Source organism: Bradyrhizobium sp. 187 (genome assembly GCF_023101005.1).
Taxonomy (GTDB): Bacteria; Pseudomonadota; Alphaproteobacteria; order Rhizobiales; family Xanthobacteraceae; genus Bradyrhizobium; species Bradyrhizobium canariense_D.
Genome location: NZ_CP064693.1, coordinates 511,642 through 528,799 on the forward strand (window position 1 = coordinate 511,642; position 17,158 = coordinate 528,799).

A 17,158-nucleotide genomic window follows, 5' to 3' on the forward strand; every position below is an offset into this window, starting at 1 on the left:
CAATCGCCTAAGTCATTGATCCCGCTCATGCCGGCTACTGTGCATGGGGTTGTTTTCGAGGTTTTTGTTTTGAGGGCGACAATGCGAAGCTGAACTGGACCTGATCCGGCTCGCCCGCTACTTCATCACCCGCAAATTCTTGGTCGTGAACCGCTGCGTCTTGCCGTCTGGACGAACCGGCCGCCGCGTGCCGGCGGCCTTGCCGGTGCCGGGCGGCTGGTGCGCGGGGACCAGCCGGTCGGGGCGCGAACCGATCAGATCGGCGCGGCCCATCTCTTTCAGGGCTTCACGCAGCACCGGCCAATTGTCGGGGTCGTGGTAGCGCAGGAACGCCTTGTGCAAGCGGCGCTGGCGCAGGCCCTTGATCGCCTCGACCTTGCCGCTGCCACCGCGCCGCACGCCGCGCAGCGGGTTGACGCCGGTGTGGTACATCGCCGTTGCGGTCGCCATCGGCGAGGGCAGGAAGGTCTGCACTTGATCCGCGCGGTAGCGGTTCTTCTTCAGCCATAGCGCCAGGTTCATCATGTCCTCGTCGGTCGTGCCCGGATGTGCCGCGATGAAATACGGGATCAAATAGTATTTCTTGCCGGCCTGTTCGGCCGCGGCATCGAACATCCGCTTGAACTGGTTGTAGGCGCCGATGCCGGGCTTCATCATCTTGTCGAGCGGCCCGCGCTCGGTATGTTCGGGCGCGATCTTGAGATAACCGCCGACGTGATGGGTGACGAGCTCCTTGATGTATTCGGGGCTCTCGACCGCGAGGTCGTAGCGCACGCCGGAGGCGACCATCACCTTCTTGATGCCCTTGGTCTCGCGCACCTTGCGATAGAGCCGGATTAGATCGTCATGCGAGGTGTTGAGATTCGGGCAGATCTCGGGGAAGACGCAGGACGGCCGCCGGCACGCGGCCTCGACCTTCGGGTCCTTGCACGCCATCCGGTACATGTTGGCGGTGGGACCGCCGATGTCCGAGATCACGCCGGTGAAGCCCGGCGTCTTGTCGCGGATCTTCTCGATCTCGCGCAGGATCGAGCCCTCGGACCGGTTCTGGATGATGCGGCCCTCGTGCTCGGTGATCGAGCAGAAGGTGCAGCCGCCAAAACAGCCGCGCATGATCGTCACCGAGAACTTGATCATGTCCCACGCCGGGATCTTCGCGTCACCGTAGGACGGATGCGGGGCGCGCGCGTAAGGAAGATCGTAGACGGCGTCCATCTCCTCGCTGGTCAGCGGAATCGGCGGCGGGTTGAGCCAGAGATCGCGATCGCCGTGGCGCTGCACCAGCGGCCGCGCATTGCCGGGATTGCTCTCCCGGTGCAGCACGCGGGACGCGCGCGCATAGGCTTCCTTGTCCTGCTCGACCTGCTCCAAAGCGGGCAGCCGGATCACGGTCAAGCCTTTCGTCCGCGATGCGCCCTCGTCGGCGGAGTCGAGATCGTCGGCGTGCAGCTCGGTGTAATCGTCGGGCACGTGGCGGAACAGCGCGACGCCCCTGATGTCGCCGAGCTCGCGCGGCGCCTCGCCGGCGGCAAGACGGTTCGCCACTTCGACGACGGCGCGCTCGGCATTGCCGTAGAGCAGCAGATCCGCCTTGGCGTCGGCCAGCACCGAGCGGCGCACTTTGTCGGACCAGTAATCGTAGTGCGCGATCCGGCGCAGCGAGGCCTCGATGCCGCCGAGTACGACCGGCACACCCTTGAACGCCTCGCGGCATCGCTGCGCGTAGACCACGGTGCAGCGGTCCGGCCGCTTACCGCCTTCGCCGCCCGCGGTATAGGCATCGTCGCTGCGTATGCGGCGGTCCGCGGTGTAGCGGTTCACCATGGAGTCCATGTTGCCCCCGGTGACGCCGAAGAAGACTTTTGGCTTGCCCAGTGCCTTGAACGGCTCGGCCGAATGCCAGTCCGGCTGCGAGATGATGCCGACCCGAAAGCCCTGCGCCTCCAGCAGCCGGCCGATGATGGCCATGCCGAAGCTGGGATGGTCGACATAGGCATCGCCCGTCACCAGCACGATGTCGCAAGCGTCCCAGCCGAGCGCATCCATCTCGGCGCGACTCATCGGCAGGAACGGCGCCGGCTTGTGCGGGCGTGCCTGCGCCATCAGGGGTTTTTCGGCGGCGATGATCTGGATGTCCATGGCGCATACGCATAGGACTCCGGGCCTCCGAATACAACCGACGGGCAGGTGAAAGATCCGGTTCCGCGACCGGCAGCCCGGGCGTGCGACCGCGTTAACCGTTCGCGAGCGCCGCCATCAGCTGTCTGCACCTTCTCGGGTCACGCGCAGGAACCAACTGCCCTCGCGAACATTCTGATGCAGGGTTGCGCTGGGCCCGGCTGGCGCGCGCTCGCCTCCGGGGTGTAATATTGCCTCGATGTTCGCCCCTGGCGGATGGGGGAGCCGTGAGTACAGTCATAGAGAACTTGCTGCTCCGAAAGCAGAAGCTGGTTGAGCAGCTCGAGAAGGCGCCCACGGCCGAGGACCGCGACAAAATCGAACACCAGCTCGAACAGATCAACACCGCGCTGGATTTTCTGGACAGGCCCGGCACGAAAAATGCGCGGTAGCAGCGCTCAATCGACCTGCAGCGCTTTGGCGTAGACCACGCCAGAATTGGTGACGTGCGTGGTCATCAGCGTCGCGAAGGCGGCAAACTCGCCGCGGGCGAACAGATCGAGCAGCTTGCGATGCTCGTCGAAAGACGTGCGCGTGCGCACGTCGATCGGCGAAGTCAAATTGGTGCGGAGTGCCGCGACGCGGCTAGATGCGAGCTGATAGGATTCGGCGAGATAGCGGTTGCCGCAATGGGCGAACAGCGCCTCATGGAAAGCGGCATCGGCGCGGCCATAGGCGATGTTGTCCCTGGCTGCAATCGCCGGCTCCATCGCCGCGATCGCCTCGCTCATCGTCGCGATCGCACCGGCGCGATCATGGCGGAAGGCGAGCTCAGCGGCCTTGGGCTCCAGCGCGATCCTGAACGTGCAGAGCGCGGTGATGTCTTCCGCGCTTGGCGTAAAGACAAAACTGCCGACCTGCGGCCGGATCACGACGAGGCCCTGCGCCTGCAGCTGACCCATCGCCTCGCGCACCGGGGTGCGGCTGACGCCGAAGGAGTTTGCCACCATCTCCTCGGAGATGGCGGCGCCGAGCGCGAACTCGCCGTCGATGATGGCCTGGCGCAGCCGCTGCATCACCCGCTGCGACAGCGATTTCGGCGCATCGAGCTTCAGCGATCGCATTGGCTCTCTCAGATCACCTTGCCGGGGTTGAGCAGATGATCGGGATCGAGCGCGGCCTTCAGCGTTCGCATCAGCGCGATCTCGGCCTCGCTGCGGGCATGACCCAGCCACTTCTTCTTCAACGTGCCGATGCCGTGCTCGGCCGAGACGCTGCCGCCCATCTCGCGCACGAGACCGTAAATGATCGCGTCCATCTCTTCCTTCGGCTGCTGCTCGACGGCAAGGCCGGTGACCCAGGAGACGAGATGCAGATTGCCGTCGCCGATATGGCCGTAATAGACGCTTTCGCATCCCTCGACGCCATCAGCCAGCGCCGCCTTGCAGCGCGTGACGAACTCGTCCATCCGCGCCACGGCGAGGCCGATGTCGTAGGAGATGTGCGGACCCAACACCTGGCCGAACTCGGCGCAGATGTCGCGCACGCGCCAGAAGCTTCGCGTCTGCGCCAGCGATTGCGCCACGGCGGCGTCGGCGAGCAGCCCGCGCTCCATCAGCTCTTCGAGCCAGCTTTGGAAGCGCGGCGCGTCGAGGCTCTCGTCGGCGCCCTGCGCTTCCACCAGCACGTAGAGGCCGTGGCCTGCGGCGACCGGCGGCTTGACGCCGGCGCGATTCGTGATCACGTCCCAGTAATCCGGCCACATCACCTCGAACGCCGACAGCAGCGGGCCGAGCCCGCTTCGCGCGGCGCCGAGCAGCGCGATCACCGCGGCATAGTCCTCGAGCGCGCAGAGCGCGGCCATGGTCGAGCGCGGCTTTGGAAACAGCCGCAGCACCACGCGGGTGATGATGCCGAGCGTGCCTTCCGAGCCGATGAACAGATGCTTCAGATCGTAGCCGGCATTGTTCTTCATCAGCTTGTTGAGGCTAGTGATGATGGTGCCGTCGGGCAGCACGACTTCGAGCCCGAGCACCAGTTCGCGCGTCATGCCATAGCGGATCACGCGATTGCCGCCGGCATTGGTCGAGAGGTTGCCGCCGATGGCGCAGGAGCCGCGCGAGCCGAGATCGAGCGGAAAGAAGAAGCCGGCTTCGTCGGCTGCCATCTGGATCGTCTGAAGCGGCGTGCCTGCTTTCACCGTCATCGTCATCGAGGCGTGATCGATCTCCTCGATCCCGCTCATGCGCTCGAGCGAGATCGCGACCCAGCCTGCTTCAGGCGATGCGCCGCGGCACAGCCCAGTCAATCCGCCCTGCGGCACGAACGGCAGATGCGCCTGCCGGCAGGTCAGAATCGCGTCGGCCACGCCTTGCGCATCGACCGGGCGGATCACCGCGAGCGGCGTTTGCGGCAGGCTCGCGCTCCAGTCGTTGCAATTGCGCGCGGGCACGTCGGTGCCGACAAGCACGGCAGCCGCGCCGAGGCTGTCGCGCAAGGCGCCGAGCAACTGGGTGGGCCGCTCGACCGGGGTCACCATGTCCATGCGAGACCTCCTCGGAATCTGGCTGCGTGTTATGCGCGCCATGACGGCGGAAAGGATTTGCGCCTTTGTTGTATGTAAGGTACAAGCCGCAAAGTAAAGCAAAAACAAGGCTTGCCAAGCTCTGGGTTTGATCGTCCGAGATCAGACGTGGTGCGAAGCCACAGCAACGGATGGTGCGATGACGGAGGCAATTCGCGGGTTCTGGGTGGCTTCGGCGACGCCGCTGGCGACGGACGGCAGCGTGGACTCCGCCAAGCTCGCCGCCCACGCCAAGCAACTCTTCGGTAAGGGCATCGACGGTGTCGTGCTGTTCGGCACCACCGGCGAGGGCACCTCGTTCAATGTCGCCGAACGCGTCGCGACCATCGAAGCCGTGCTCAAGGCCGGCGTTGCGCCGGACCGAATTGGAATCGGCGGCGGCTTCCCCGCGATCGGCGACAGCATCGCATTGACGCGTGCCGTGCTCGGTCTCGGCCTGCGCCACGTGCTGTATCTGCCGCCTTACTTTGACCGAAGCGTCAGCGCTGAAGGCATCGAGGATGCCTTTGCGGCGATCCTCGACGGCGTCGCCGACGATCGCCTGCGTGCCTATCTCTACCATATCCCGCAGATCTCGGGTGTCGCGATCCCGACCGGCGTCGCCGCGAATTTGCGCAAGCGCTACGGCAAGGTCGTTGCGGGCCTGAAAGACTCCAGCGGCGACTTCAAGCAATTCCAGGCCTTCCGCGCCGCCGCCCCCGAGCTCGCCATCACCGTCGGCAACGAGGTTGACATCACCCGCGCGATCGCCGCCGGCGGTGCCGGCACCATCTGCGGCATGGCCAACATCGCGCCGGAGCTGGTCAAGGCAATGATCGACGGCAAGGATGTCGAAGCACGGATGCAGGCTGCCGTGGACATCGTGGTGAAATCACCATCCTTCCTCACGACGCTGAAAGCCATCCTCGCGGCACAGACGGGCGACGCGAGCTGGCTACGCGTGCGGCCGCCGCTCCGGGCCTTGTCCGACGGCACCGCGCTCAAGCGCAAGCTCGACGAGCTGATGGCTCCCGCGATCGCGTGAGATCGCGCGAAGCCGCGACACGTTGCCGCGAATTCGCGCGCTGCGTGTCGCGGTCGCTGCGCAATCCATCGAGGATTGCCGAACAGCGCGATCAAAGCCTAGAACCATTCAACACTAGAGCGATTCAAGGCCGCTTGCGGTTCTCTTCACGAACAACGGCTGTTAGACGCGCCAGCTTCTGCGTCTGACTTGGAAGTGAATCGAAAGTGCGTGCTCATCTGGATGGCCAGCGCGTCAGCGGCGGTCGAACTCCTGCCGGCACGAGCTGCGCAGTCCTCCTCATTGGAGCAGCCGTTCTGCTCGGCGCACCTTCCTTCAGCGCGACGGCCGCCCAAGCGCAATCGGCTCTGCCGCCGGTGACGGTCGAGGCGCCGGCACCGCGGCCGAAAGCGGCGCGTGCATCGGACCAGTCCCCACGCCGCGCTCAGACCGCCGCGCGCCAGCGCAATCGCAATCCCGCACCCGCAGCGCCGACGCTCTCGGAGCGCGCGGCCGCGGAAGCCGCCGCGCAACAGGCCGCCAAGCTCGGCTACCGCGCGATGCCGAGCGCGACCACGCTGCGCAGCGGCGCTTCGCCGCTCGATACGTCGCAGGCTGTCAACGTGGTGCCCGAGCAGGTGCTGATGGACCAGCTCCCGCGAAACATCGACGACGCGCTGATCAACGTCAGCGGCATCACCCAGACCAACACGCTCGCCGGCAGCCAGGACGCGGTCATCCGCCGCGGCTTCGGCGACAACCGCGACGGCTCGATCATGCGCAACGGCATGCCGCTGGTGCAGGGGCGCAGCTTCAATCCCGCAGTCGAAAGCGTCGAGGTGCTGAAGGGGCCGGCCTCGCTGCTCTACGGCATCATGGATCCCGGCGGCATCGTCAACACGATCAGCAAGCGGCCGGAGCTGTACCAGCACGGCTCGGTTACGCTGCTTGGTTCGGCCTTCAGTGCTTCCAAGACCGGCGCCGACGGCTTGCTCGACATCACCGGTCCGATCGGTGATCAAGGCCTGGCCTATCGCTTCATCGGCTACGGCGTCAGCGAGGATTACTGGCGGAATTTCGGCCGCCATCGCGAGATGCTGGTTGCGCCGTCACTGGCCTGGTACGGCCAGGACACCACGGTGCAGCTCAACTACGAGCATCGCGAGTTCATCTATCCGTTCGATCGCGGCACGGCGTTCAATCCGGTGACGAAGGCGCCGCTGGCGGTGCCCAAGACGCGCCGGCTCGACGAGCCCTTCAATAACACGTGGGGCACGTCGGACCTGATCCAGGCGTCTGTCGAGCACCGTTTCAATCAGGATTGGAAGCTCTCCGCCGGCTACAGCTACAACACCGAGACCTTCAGCGCCAACCAGCTTCGTATCACCGGCATCAACTTCACGACAGGCGCCGAGACCCGCAGCAACGACGGCACGCAGGGTTCGCTCAGCAACGCAAGCTACGGAACGTCCTACGTTTCTGGCGGCTTCTGGCTCGGCGAGATGCGCAATGACGTGGTGTTCGGTGGCGACGGCCAGTATCGCACCATCTACCGGGACAATCTGATCCGGCAGACAACGCCCGCCTTCAATGTCTACAATCCCGTTTACGGCCTGATCGGGCCGGGAACGACGGTGTCCAATCCAGACAGTGCGCAGACCGACAAGCTTGGCCAGTGGTCGATATTCGTCCAGGACACGTTGCATCTGACAGAGCGGTTCGCCTTGGTCGGCGGCGTGCGCTACATGGACTACGACCAGATCGCCGGGCGCGGGAAGCCGTTTGTCACCAACACCAATGTGTCCCAGGACAAGATGCTTCCGCTCGGCGGCGCCATTTTCAAGCTCACCGACCAGATATCGCTCTATGCGAGCTATACTGAATCGTTGAAGCCGAATTCGACCATTGCGCCGATCGGCGTCACGATCGGCTCCAACGTCGCGCCGGAAGAAGGCGTGTCATACGAGACCGGCGTCAAGTTCGATTTGAACAAGCGCATCTCCGGAACGCTGGCGCTCTACGATCTCGACAAGAAGAACGTGCAGACGACCAAGACGAACAGCGCAGGCGTCGTGGAACTCCACACCGTGGGCCGTGCTCATTCGCGCGGCGTCGAGCTGGATGTCACCGGCAGGCTCACCGACAGCTGGGCCTTGATCGGCAGTTACGGCTACACCGATGCCCGCGTGACGGCATCCGAGGATGTCACGCTGCTCGGCAGGAAGCTGCAGAACGTCGCGCTGAACACGGCCTCGCTCTATCTGGTCTATGACTTCGGCACAGCCCTGCCGGGTCAGCTCCGCCTCGGCGGCGGCGCGCGTTATGTCGGTGATCGTCCCGGCGATTCGATCAACTCCTTCTTCCTGCCCCCTTATGTGGTCGCCGATATTTTCGCGACCTATGAGATGAAATACCAGAACACGCCGGTGATCTACCAGCTCAACGTCAAGAACCTGTTCGACACTGTCTACTATCCCTCCGCCGTCAATAATCTGAACGTCGCCCTCGGCGACGCGCGGCGGGTCTCGCTGTCGGCGACGGTGAAATTTTAGCGATGGGCATGTCGCGCAGGGACGCCCTTCGGATGATCGCGCCGAGCAGGAGGGCTCGCGCCGATGCGTGAGTCCTGGCGCGCGATCAAGGCCGCTCTGCTTCATGTCCATTCCATCGCGGGCCTCGTGCTGGCGCTGCTGCTCGCCGTGATCGCACTGACCGGTGCGATCATGAGTTTTGAGGACGAGATCGTCGATCATCTCAACGCCGGCATCATGCAGGTCGCGCCGCGCCAGGCACCGGCGCTGATGCCGGACGAACTGGTTGCGCGCCTGACTGCGGCGCAGGACGTCGGCAAAATCTCCGCCGTGACGCTGGCGAGTGATCCGTCCGCCGCGGTGCATGTGCGCTTCGCCCGCGACGAACGAGGCGCGCGGCCGTCCTCGCTCTATGTCGATCCCTATGACGCGCGCGTGTTGGGCACACCGGACGGCGAAGAGTTTTTCGCGACCGTGCGCAAGCTTCATCGCTGGCTGTTGATTCCCGGCGACGCCAAGGGCTGGGGGCGCCAGATCACGGGCGTGGCCGCGCTCGGCCTGATCGTGATGCTGATCTCGGGCCTCGTGCTGCGCTGGCCGCGTCGTGCAGGCAGCGTGAAGATGTGGCTGAAGCCGAATCTCGGGCTCAGTGGCCGCGGTCTGCATCGGTCGCTGCATGCGGTGATCGGCACCTGGGTCCTGCCGGTCTATCTGGTGATGACGTTCACCGGGCTCTGGTACTCGTTCGACTGGTACAAGGATGGCGTCGTCTGGTTGCTGTCGCGCCCGCAGATCGCCGCGGCGAAGATGCAGCCCAAGATGCCCACAAAGGCGTCGCGTGCTGCCGGTGTCAGCGAGACGGCACAGCCGATCGGCTTTGATCGCGCGTGGGCCGCCTTCCTGCACGAAGAGGGCGGCCGTTTCTCCAAGGCGTTGCTGACGCTGCCCGCCGGTCCGGGCACGGTGATACGGATCCGCTCCTGGGGGAAAGACTCGACCCTCGACACCACCCGTGACGAATTCCGCGTCGATGCCATCACAGGCCAATTCGTGTCTGCGGAGCGTTATTCCGATAAGACCCTCGGCGAGAAGACCATCGCGAACGTGCTCGATATCCACCGCGGCGCATTTCTGGGCTGGCCCGGCAAGCTCGCGTTCATGCTCGCGGCTGTGCTGATGCCGCTGTTCGCGGTCACCGGCGTTTTGCTTTATTTGTCGCGTCGAAAGCTGAGGCGGCTGGCGCAGCCACGGCTCGGGCGGCTTGTTCCCGGCGAATGAACGGGCTGCCGCAAAGGCTAGCCAACACTTCTGCAATCGTTCAAAAGCCCATGGCCAATCCTCGTCAGGGTTTACGCCATGAAGATCACCACCGTCACTCCCGCCGACATCCGCCGTGCACTGCTGCTCCGCGAGGAGATCGCGTTGCTTGATCTCAGGCACGAGGCTGGTTTCGCGACGGGACATCCGCTGTTCGCCGCCAACATGGCTGCCGATCGGATTGCGATCGAAGCGGACGTCAGGCTGCCGCGCAAGAATGTGCCGATCGTGCTCTATGATGACGGCGAAGGGCTCGTCACCGCGGGTGCCGAGCGGCTGGCCGCGCTCGGCTATACCAACGTCCGCGCGCTCGATGGCGGACTGAAGGCCTGGCGCGACGCGGGCTATCAAATGTTCGAGGACGTCAACTCCTACTCCAAAGCCTTTGGCGAACTGGTCGAGTCGCGTAGGCACACGCCCTCGTTCAGTGCCGACGAGGTGGCAAAACTCATCGCGGACAAGGCCAACATTGCCATCCTCGACGTCCGCCGCTTCGACGAATATGCTACCATGAACATTCCGGGCTCGGTCAGCGTGCCCGGCGCGGAGCTGGTGCTGCGAGCAGGACAGGCGGCACCCGATGCCGACACCACCATCATCGTCAATTGCGCCGGCCGCACCCGCTCGATCATCGGCACCCAATCGCTGATCAATGCCGGCGTGCCGAACAAGGTCCGGGCGCTGCGCAACGGCACTATCGGCTGGACGCTGGCGCGGCATACGCTCGACCACGGTGCTAACAGGCGTGGCGCGATCGGGCCGTTCGAGGGCGGTCCGGCCAATGCGCGCGATGTCGCCTATCGCGCCGGCGTGCGCCACATCGGTGCGAGCGAGATGGCTGCGCTTGTCGCGCAGACCGATCGCACGCTCTATCGCTTCGACGTGCGTGACGCCGAGGAATATGCAGCCGGCCATCTCCCGGGCTTTCGCCACTATCCCGGCGGCCAACTCGTGCAGGAGACGGACATGGCGGCGCCGGTGCGCGGCGCGCGTATCGTGCTGACCGACGATAAGGGCGTCCGCGCCGACATGACGGCATCCTGGCTCGCGCAGATGGGTTGGGAGGTCTATGTGCGGGAGGGCGGCTATGACGGCGCGCTCGAAATCGGGCCGCCGCACGTCCTCCCCAAGCCGGACCCCGCTCACCGCTACCGCCGCCCCTATGAAGGCACCGGCGTCGACGAGCGCGCGATGCAGGCCTATCTCGACTGGGAATACGGCCTGGTCGAACAGTTGCGTCTGGACGGAACGCACGGGTTTTACGTGATCTGACGACCGCCCCGCCATCTTCTCCCCGTATCCGAACCCTATTGTGCTGCGCGTCCCCCGCGGTCTATGAGCTGCGGCGAAGCTGTGACCCACGGAGATTCCATGCCAGCCCCAGGCCAAAGCCCTGAGCGGAACGCGAAGGCGCTGCTGCTCGAAGGCGTCAATGACAGCGCCGTGGACCTGTTCAGAACGGCGGGTTTCACCAATGTCGAGCGCCTGACCAAGGCGCTGGACGGGGAGGATTTGCGGCGGGCGCTCAAGGGCGTGTCGCTGCTCGGCATCCGCTCGCGCACCCAGATCACCGATCAGGTCCTGGAAGCGGCCGACCAGCTTCTCGCCGTCGGCTGCTTCAGCGTCGGCACCAACCAGGTCGATCTGCTGGCGGCGCGCAAGCGCGGCATTCCGGTGTTCAACGCGCCGTTCTCCAACACGCGCAGCGTCGCCGAGCTCGTGATCGGCGAGATCGTGATGCTGCTGCGGCGCATTTTCCCGCGCTCGGTGTCGGCCCATGAGGGCGGCTGGGACAAGTCGGCGACCGGCAGCCGCGAGGTGCGCGGCCGCACCCTCGGCATCATCGGCTACGGCAATATCGGCTCGCAGCTCTCGACCCTGGCCGAGGCGATCGGCATGCGCGTGATCTATTTCGACCGCACCGACAAGCTCCGCCACGGCAACACCGAGCCAGTCGAGAAGCTGGAGGAGCTGCTCGCGCAGAGCGACGTCGTCAGCCTGCACGTGCCGGAGACGCCGGAGACATCAGGGATGATCGGCGAGAAGGAGCTGCGGGCGATGAAGCCCGGCTCGCTCCTGATCAACAACAGCCGCGGCACCGTCGTCGATCTCGATGCGCTGGCGGGGGCTCTGCGCGACGGCCATCTCGCGGGTGCCGCCATCGACGTGTTTCCGGTCGAGCCGTCCTCGAACTCGGACCGCTTCAACAGCCCGGTGCAGGGCCTCGGCAATGTCATCCTCACGCCGCATATCGGCGGCTCGACCGAGGAGGCGCAGGAGCGCATCGGCGGCGAGGTGGCGCGCAAGCTGGTCGACTTTTTCATCACCGGATCGACCACGGGCGCGGTGAATTTTCCGGAAGTGCAGCTGCATCTGCGTCCCTCCGGCGCGCGCTTCAGCCACGTCCATCGCAACGTGCCCGGCATGCTGCGCCGGCTCAACGAGGTCTTCCTCCAGCGCGACATCAATATCGCCGCGCAATATCTGGAGACCTCCGGCGACCTCGGTTACGTCGTGCTCGATGCCGACCTCGGCGGCCAGGATTCAGGCGCGCTGCTGCAGCAGATCCGCAGCCTCGAGGGCACCGTCGGCGCGCGGCTGGTGTTTGAGCACTAGCACTGCATTGACGAGCGGCCGCAGGGCGCCTTGAATGCGGCCTGCTGGCACAACGAACAGAAACTCAAGGGGAAACGATGGCGCAAATCCATGTGAAGCTGTGCGCATTGCTGGTGGGCGCAGCGGGCGCGCTGGGCGCGAATTCCGCTTCAGCGGTGACGCTGACTGAGGATGCGGACACTGTCTGCAAGGGCCTCGTCGGCGGCGCTGACGCCGTGAAGGTGGATTCGGCGACGTTGGTGGCGCCGTCGCAACTGGCCGTCGCCGAACGCGGCCCGACGCCGTCGGGGCGCGTCACGCCCGCCAATCCCGGCTTCTGCAAGCTGCTCGGCCATATCGATCCCACCGATCCCAAGGCGCCGCCGATCAAGTTTCAGGTCAATTTGCCCGTCGAATGGAACGGCCGTTCGCTGCAATATGGCGGCGGTGGATTCAATGGCGTGCTGATCACGGGCCTGGCGCTGCCGCCGGCCTATCCCTTCGACAAGGCGTCGCCGCTCGCGCGCGGCTTCGTCACCTACGGCACCGATTCCGGTCACGAGTCCAAGCCGGGCGAGCCGCCGCAGCTGTTCGCGCTCAACGACGAAGCCTTCGAGAATTTCGCCCATCGCGCCTACAAGAAGGTGCGCGATGCAGCCGTCGCGCTGATGCAGCGCGCTTACGGCAAGGCGCCGGAGAAAATGTACTTCATGGGGTCGTCCGAGGGCGGCCGCGAAGGCCTCACCATGGCGCAGCGCTACCCTGATGATTTCGACGGCATCTTTGCCCGCGTGCCCGTCATCAACTGGGTCGGCCTGCAGCATGCCGGCACGCGTTCGGGGCTCGTGACCATGGGTGACGGCTGGATCAATCCGGCGCAGGTGAAGCTAGTCGGCGATGCCGTGCGGGCCGATTGCGACAAGGCCGACGGCTCCGATGACGCGCTGGTGCAAGATCCCGTTTCCTGCAAGGCGGCCTTCAAGGCGGAGACGCTGCGTTGCGCGAGCGGCAAGACGGGCGATCAGTGCCTCACCGACGCACAGATCAAGGCGATCGAGACCTTGCATGCGACCTACAAATTCCCGTTCGCGCTCGCCAATGGCCTCGACGATTATCCGGGCTGGGGCGTGTCGGGCGAGGACACGCCGGCGGTCGGCCCGACCGGCGGCTGGGTCGCGTGGTGGCTTGGCACGGCGCCTCCCGCGCAGCCGCCCGCGCCCAATAATGGCATCGCCTGGATCTACGGCGCCGGCGGCATCCAATACGTGTTCGCGCGCGATCCCAAGCTCGACGTGACGACGTATAAGCCCGAAGCACACAAGGCGCGGCTGCTCGAGGTCTCCAGCCTGATGGATTCCACCGACCCCGACCTCAGCCGCTTCCGCGCTCGCGGCGGCCGGCTGATCATGCTCGAACATATGGCGGACTACGCGCAAAGCCCCTATGCCGGCATCCGCTATTTCGAGAACGTCGAACGCAAGGTCGGCAAAGCCGAGACGGCCGAGTTCGCGCGGCTCTACACCGCGCCAGGGGTCGACCATGTCGGCTCCGGCGCGCCGGCCAATGTCGACATGCTGAGCGTGCTGGTCGACTGGGTCGAAAAGGGCAGGGCGCCCGGCGATTTGGAAGTCGCCGAGCAGAAGGTCGAGGCGCCGTCGTTTGCGACGCTTCGCGCGCTGCCGCTGTGCCGCTGGCCGGCCTGGCCCCACTACAAGAGCGGTCCGGTGACGGAGGCATCGAGCTTCACCTGCGCGCCGTAGCCGGCGCGCCACTTCGGAGCGTCACCCGGCGCCATTGCCTGCGCGCCGCCGAGCAGTTGCGCGTTGATCCGGCCGCCGGAGAACAGCATGTCGTCAAGGGCTTCGTCGATATCGGCGGAGATCACGGTGTTGCCGCCGTCCCGTGCGATGCTTCCTTGCGCCAGCCGCCGCATCAGCTCCTTGATGAAGGCGCAACTCGTGCCCTCGCTGCGTCGGGCAGCCTCCGCGATCACGGCCCCCTCGAGCGGCAATCCCCTGCCGTAGAGCCGGACCAGCTTGCCGCGGCCGGTCTCGTCTGGCAGCGGCACTTCGATGGCTTGATCGATGCGGCCGGGGCGACCCGCGAGAGCTCCCTCGAGGTCCTCCGGCCGGTTGGTGGTCAGGATGAACAGGATGTCGGCGTCTCCCTTCAGCCCGTCCATCTCGTTGAGCAGCTTGTTCAGCATGGATTCCTCACACGGCCCCATGTCATCGCGGTCGCGGGCGATGAGATCGACATCCTCGATCACCACCATCGACGGCTGGAGCAACCGTGCCAGGCTCATATAGGCGCCGAGCAGACCGATCTGCTCGGCCGTGATGATCAGCGTCGTATGCCCGGGCAAATGCGTTGCGAGATAACGGATCGTGTGGGTCTTGCCGGTGCCCGGCGGCCCGTACAGCAAGATGCCTTTGCGTGTCGATTGACCCAGCCGGCGCAATTGGTCTCGGGTGTTGACGAAGGTCAGAACGTTGCGATCGAGCAGCGGCAGGGTCTGCTCCGGCAGGATCACCTCGTCGCGCGCGACCTGCGGCAAGCGATGCACCGTGATGCCGCGCGAGCGACCGCGATAGTCGGAGTCGGCATCGAGCGACAGGATCTTGCCGCGATAGGTCCGCGCAGCCTGTACGGCTTCTTCCAATTCATTGAAGCATTGCTGGACCAGAGCCGCGCCTGCGGAACCTGAGGGTACCAGGATTTCGATCCGAATTCCGGGCTCGCGACTGTATTCGCGGTGTGCGCAGAGCAAAACCGCATAGCGGAGATGATCCTGCTCACACAGCCACAGCCCGTTATCCAGACACTTGACCGGGCTCTTCTCGCCTACGTCGACGTCGGAATATTGCAGCGGGGCAATCGCGATCGCATAGCGGCCCTCCTTGAGCAGTCGTGGAATCGACAGCGTTTCGTAGCGCTGCTCCTCGTTTAATCCCACCAGCCGGATGGCCTTGCCGAAGAGCCGGTCGACGGCGGCCTGGAGATCGACCCGCATGTGGCCAGGAAACTGGCGGATCGTGGTCACGAGTTTGCTGCGCGCGGTGCTGGCAAGGTGCCAATCGAGAACGTCGCAAGCAAAGTCGAAATCTTCCTCTTGTTCGTTCGAGGGTTCATCCGCCGCACGCATGCAGTCGCTGCACAGCCAGACCGTTCGGTCGCCGATACGAACGTCGGTCTGTCCCTCAGGCTTGCCACAGAGTTCGCAAGGAGTCTTGACCGCCTCTAGCGTGACCTGCAGTTGGTGGCCGGCCAATTCGATGGATTGTTGCGCAGATTTGAAAAGGGCTTCGGCAACCGATTGCGGGTAAGGTCCGCAAACCGCTTTTTCCTTCTGCTCGATCTGGGTGATCAGCGCGGTCGCTTCACGGTCTGATTTGCCGAAAACCTGCCGAAGCAGATCCATCACGAATTGGTCCGGCGTATCATCGTCATTATGAATTACGAGCTGGGTCGGCTGGTTCTCGCCACGCATACTGTTCATCACGAAAGGTCTCCGGGACAATCTATGATTGAATAGAACGAATAGAGAACATAAAAGGAAGCGGCCGTCAAGCGTGACGGCGGCGGCTAATTGCGATTGGTGGGTGAGGTCCTGGTGCGCCGGGGCGGCCCTGTTCCTCGACGACTCCCGCGGCACATGTCCAGCTGCCGTCCTTTGACAATCTGATCCGCCTCGATTATCTATTTCGCATGCGAAATAAAGACGCGGGCGCGAGACACCATCGGTTGATCTACCTGTTGAGCGTGGCGCAGCGGCGCGTGCAGCGCTGGATGGCGGCGCAGCCTTCGAGCGAGGTCACGCCGGCGCAAGCGGGGCTGCTGTTCATCCTCGGCAAGCAGAACGGCGCCCTGATGGGTGAGGTGGGCGCGGCGCTCGACATGGGGCCGGCCGGCATCTCGGGGCTGGTCGACCGTACGGCGGCGGCTAAACTGGTCGAGCGGCGCGCGGATCACGAGGATGGTCGCGCCTGGCGCGTCTGGCTGACGCCGAACGGGCGGACGGCACTGGCGCAGGCGAAGGCCAGCGCGGCACAGGTCAACGCGGCGTTGACGGACGGATTCACCAGTGCGGAGATCGATATCGTCGCGCGCTGGCTGACCAGCATTCAGGACAAGTTTCCAAGACAGCTTTCAACAGAGCTTTCTAGAGATCCATAGGAATAGAGGAGAGACCCATGACCGAGCACGTCCGGATCCGGAACGACGGCGGAATTCTCACGCTCACGCTGGCACGCCCCGACAAGAAGAATGCGCTGACGGATGCGATGTACGGCAAGCTCGCCGATGCCATCGAATCAGCCGAGCACGATCCGTCGGTCCGCGTGATCCTGATCCGCGGCGAAGGCGACATGTTTACCGCCGGCAACGATGTCGGCGAGTTCGCGGCGGTCGCGGCGGGCAAGTCGGAAGGAAGCCGCAACGTCGTGCGCTTCATCCAGTCGCTGGCGCGCTGCTCCCGGCCCTTGGTGGCCGCGGTGCAGGGCCGCGCCGTCGGCGTCGGCACCACGATGCTGCTGCATTGCGACCTCGTCGTGCTTGCCGCCAACGCGCAATTGTCGACGCCCTTCGTCAGCCTCGCACTGGTGCCGGAAGCAGCCTCCAGCCTGCTGATGCCGGCGCGCATCGGCTATGCGCGGGCCTACGAGATGTTCGCGCTGGGCGAGACGGTGCCGGCCAAATCCGCGCTGGAATGGGGGCTCGCCAACCGCGTCGTGCCGCTCGACAAGCTCGATGCCGAGGCGCTCGCGCTGGCGCAGCGTCTTGCCCGTCAGCCGGCCGGCGCACTCACCGCCACCAAGAAGCTGATGCGCAACGGCGAGACGCTGGTCGCGCAGATGAATGCCGAAGGCGAGCAGTTCGGGCTGCGCCTGCGCACCGCTGAGGCGCGCGAGGCCTTCACGGCGTTCGCGGAACGCCGCCCGCCGGATTTCACCAAGGTTGCGTGATATCCGGGACTGCGCTGAGGCTCGTCGGGCCGGAAACTCACGCCCA

The 17,158-nt window shown here is 65.1% G+C and carries 13 protein-coding genes; 9 read left to right on the forward strand and 4 right to left on the reverse strand.

The genetic code is table 11. The annotated features are described in order from the left end of the window. Positions 1 to 117 precede the first annotated feature (117 nt). Positions 118 to 2,139, reverse strand: a complete 2,022-nt coding sequence (locus IVB19_RS02465; RefSeq protein WP_247820959.1) for a YgiQ family radical SAM protein — start codon at positions 2,137 to 2,139, stop codon at positions 118 to 120. Positions 2,140 to 2,405: 266 nt separating this feature from the next. Here IVB19_RS02465 and IVB19_RS02470 point away from each other — a divergent pair, with 266 nt between their 5' ends. Continuing rightward, positions 2,406 to 2,570 carry a hypothetical protein gene (locus IVB19_RS02470; RefSeq protein ID WP_162847272.1) on the forward strand — a complete coding sequence of 55 codons (165 nt, stop codon included), beginning with the start codon at positions 2,406 to 2,408 and terminating at the stop codon, positions 2,568 to 2,570. A gap of 6 nt (positions 2,571 to 2,576) precedes the next feature. Here IVB19_RS02470 and IVB19_RS02475 read toward each other — a convergent pair whose 3' ends face one another. Together IVB19_RS02475 and IVB19_RS02480 are read right to left on the reverse strand one after the other, a co-directional pair. Further along, entirely contained in the window at positions 2,577 to 3,242 is a 666-nt protein-coding gene (locus IVB19_RS02475) for a GntR family transcriptional regulator (protein ID WP_018453055.1), read from the reverse strand. 8 nt (positions 3,243 to 3,250) lie between these two features. Then, the gene (locus IVB19_RS02480) at positions 3,251 to 4,663 is read right to left on the reverse strand and encodes an FAD-binding oxidoreductase (protein WP_247820960.1); all 1,413 of its coding nucleotides are present in this window, start codon (positions 4,661 to 4,663) and stop codon (positions 3,251 to 3,253) included. A 178-nt stretch (positions 4,664 to 4,841) separates the two neighbouring features. On the opposite strand from IVB19_RS02480, the gene IVB19_RS02485 reads away from it, so the two are divergent. The 6 genes from IVB19_RS02485 (at position 4,842) to IVB19_RS02510 (ending at position 13,908) form a co-directional block, all read left to right on the forward strand. After that, a complete protein-coding gene (locus IVB19_RS02485) occupies positions 4,842 to 5,726 on the forward strand; it encodes a dihydrodipicolinate synthase family protein (RefSeq protein ID WP_204512559.1) in 885 nt (294 codons plus the stop codon). Positions 5,727 to 5,932: 206 nt separating this feature from the next. Beyond that, positions 5,933 to 8,257: a TonB-dependent siderophore receptor gene (locus tag IVB19_RS02490; protein WP_247820961.1), complete on the forward strand. Its 2,325-nt coding sequence runs from the start codon at positions 5,933 to 5,935 to the stop codon at positions 8,255 to 8,257. A 63-nt stretch (positions 8,258 to 8,320) separates the two neighbouring features. Beyond that, on the forward strand, positions 8,321 to 9,514 hold the full coding sequence (locus IVB19_RS02495) for a PepSY-associated TM helix domain-containing protein (RefSeq protein ID WP_018453059.1): 1,194 nt from the start codon (positions 8,321 to 8,323) through the stop codon (positions 9,512 to 9,514). A gap of 78 nt (positions 9,515 to 9,592) precedes the next feature. Continuing rightward, positions 9,593 to 10,825 (forward strand): rhodanese-like domain-containing protein, encoded by a 1,233-nt coding sequence (locus tag IVB19_RS02500; protein ID WP_247820962.1) that lies wholly within the window; start codon positions 9,593 to 9,595, stop codon positions 10,823 to 10,825. Positions 10,826 to 10,924: 99 nt separating this feature from the next. After that, positions 10,925 to 12,169: a phosphoglycerate dehydrogenase gene (gene serA, locus IVB19_RS02505; protein WP_204512557.1), complete on the forward strand. Its 1,245-nt coding sequence runs from the start codon at positions 10,925 to 10,927 to the stop codon at positions 12,167 to 12,169. Between the two features lie 77 nt (positions 12,170 to 12,246). Beyond that, positions 12,247 to 13,908, forward strand: a complete 1,662-nt coding sequence (locus IVB19_RS02510; protein ID WP_247820963.1) for a tannase/feruloyl esterase family alpha/beta hydrolase — start codon at positions 12,247 to 12,249, stop codon at positions 13,906 to 13,908. On the opposite strand, the gene IVB19_RS02515 is transcribed toward IVB19_RS02510, so the two are convergent. Further along, a complete protein-coding gene (locus tag IVB19_RS02515; protein WP_247821654.1) occupies positions 13,857 to 15,647 on the reverse strand; it encodes an ATP-dependent Clp protease adaptor ClpS in 1,791 nt (596 codons plus the stop codon). The two genes, IVB19_RS02510 and IVB19_RS02515, sit on opposite strands and share 52 nt — an antisense overlap. A gap of 209 nt (positions 15,648 to 15,856) precedes the next feature. Between IVB19_RS02515 and IVB19_RS02520 the strand changes: the two genes are divergently transcribed. Together IVB19_RS02520 and IVB19_RS02525 are read left to right on the forward strand one after the other, a co-directional pair. Beyond that, on the forward strand, positions 15,857 to 16,324 hold the full coding sequence (locus tag IVB19_RS02520) for a MarR family winged helix-turn-helix transcriptional regulator (RefSeq protein ID WP_247820964.1): 468 nt from the start codon (positions 15,857 to 15,859) through the stop codon (positions 16,322 to 16,324). A 17-nt stretch (positions 16,325 to 16,341) separates the two neighbouring features. Further along, positions 16,342 to 17,112 (forward strand): enoyl-CoA hydratase, encoded by a 771-nt coding sequence (locus IVB19_RS02525; protein WP_018453065.1) that lies wholly within the window; start codon positions 16,342 to 16,344, stop codon positions 17,110 to 17,112. Positions 17,113 to 17,158 lie beyond the last annotated feature (46 nt).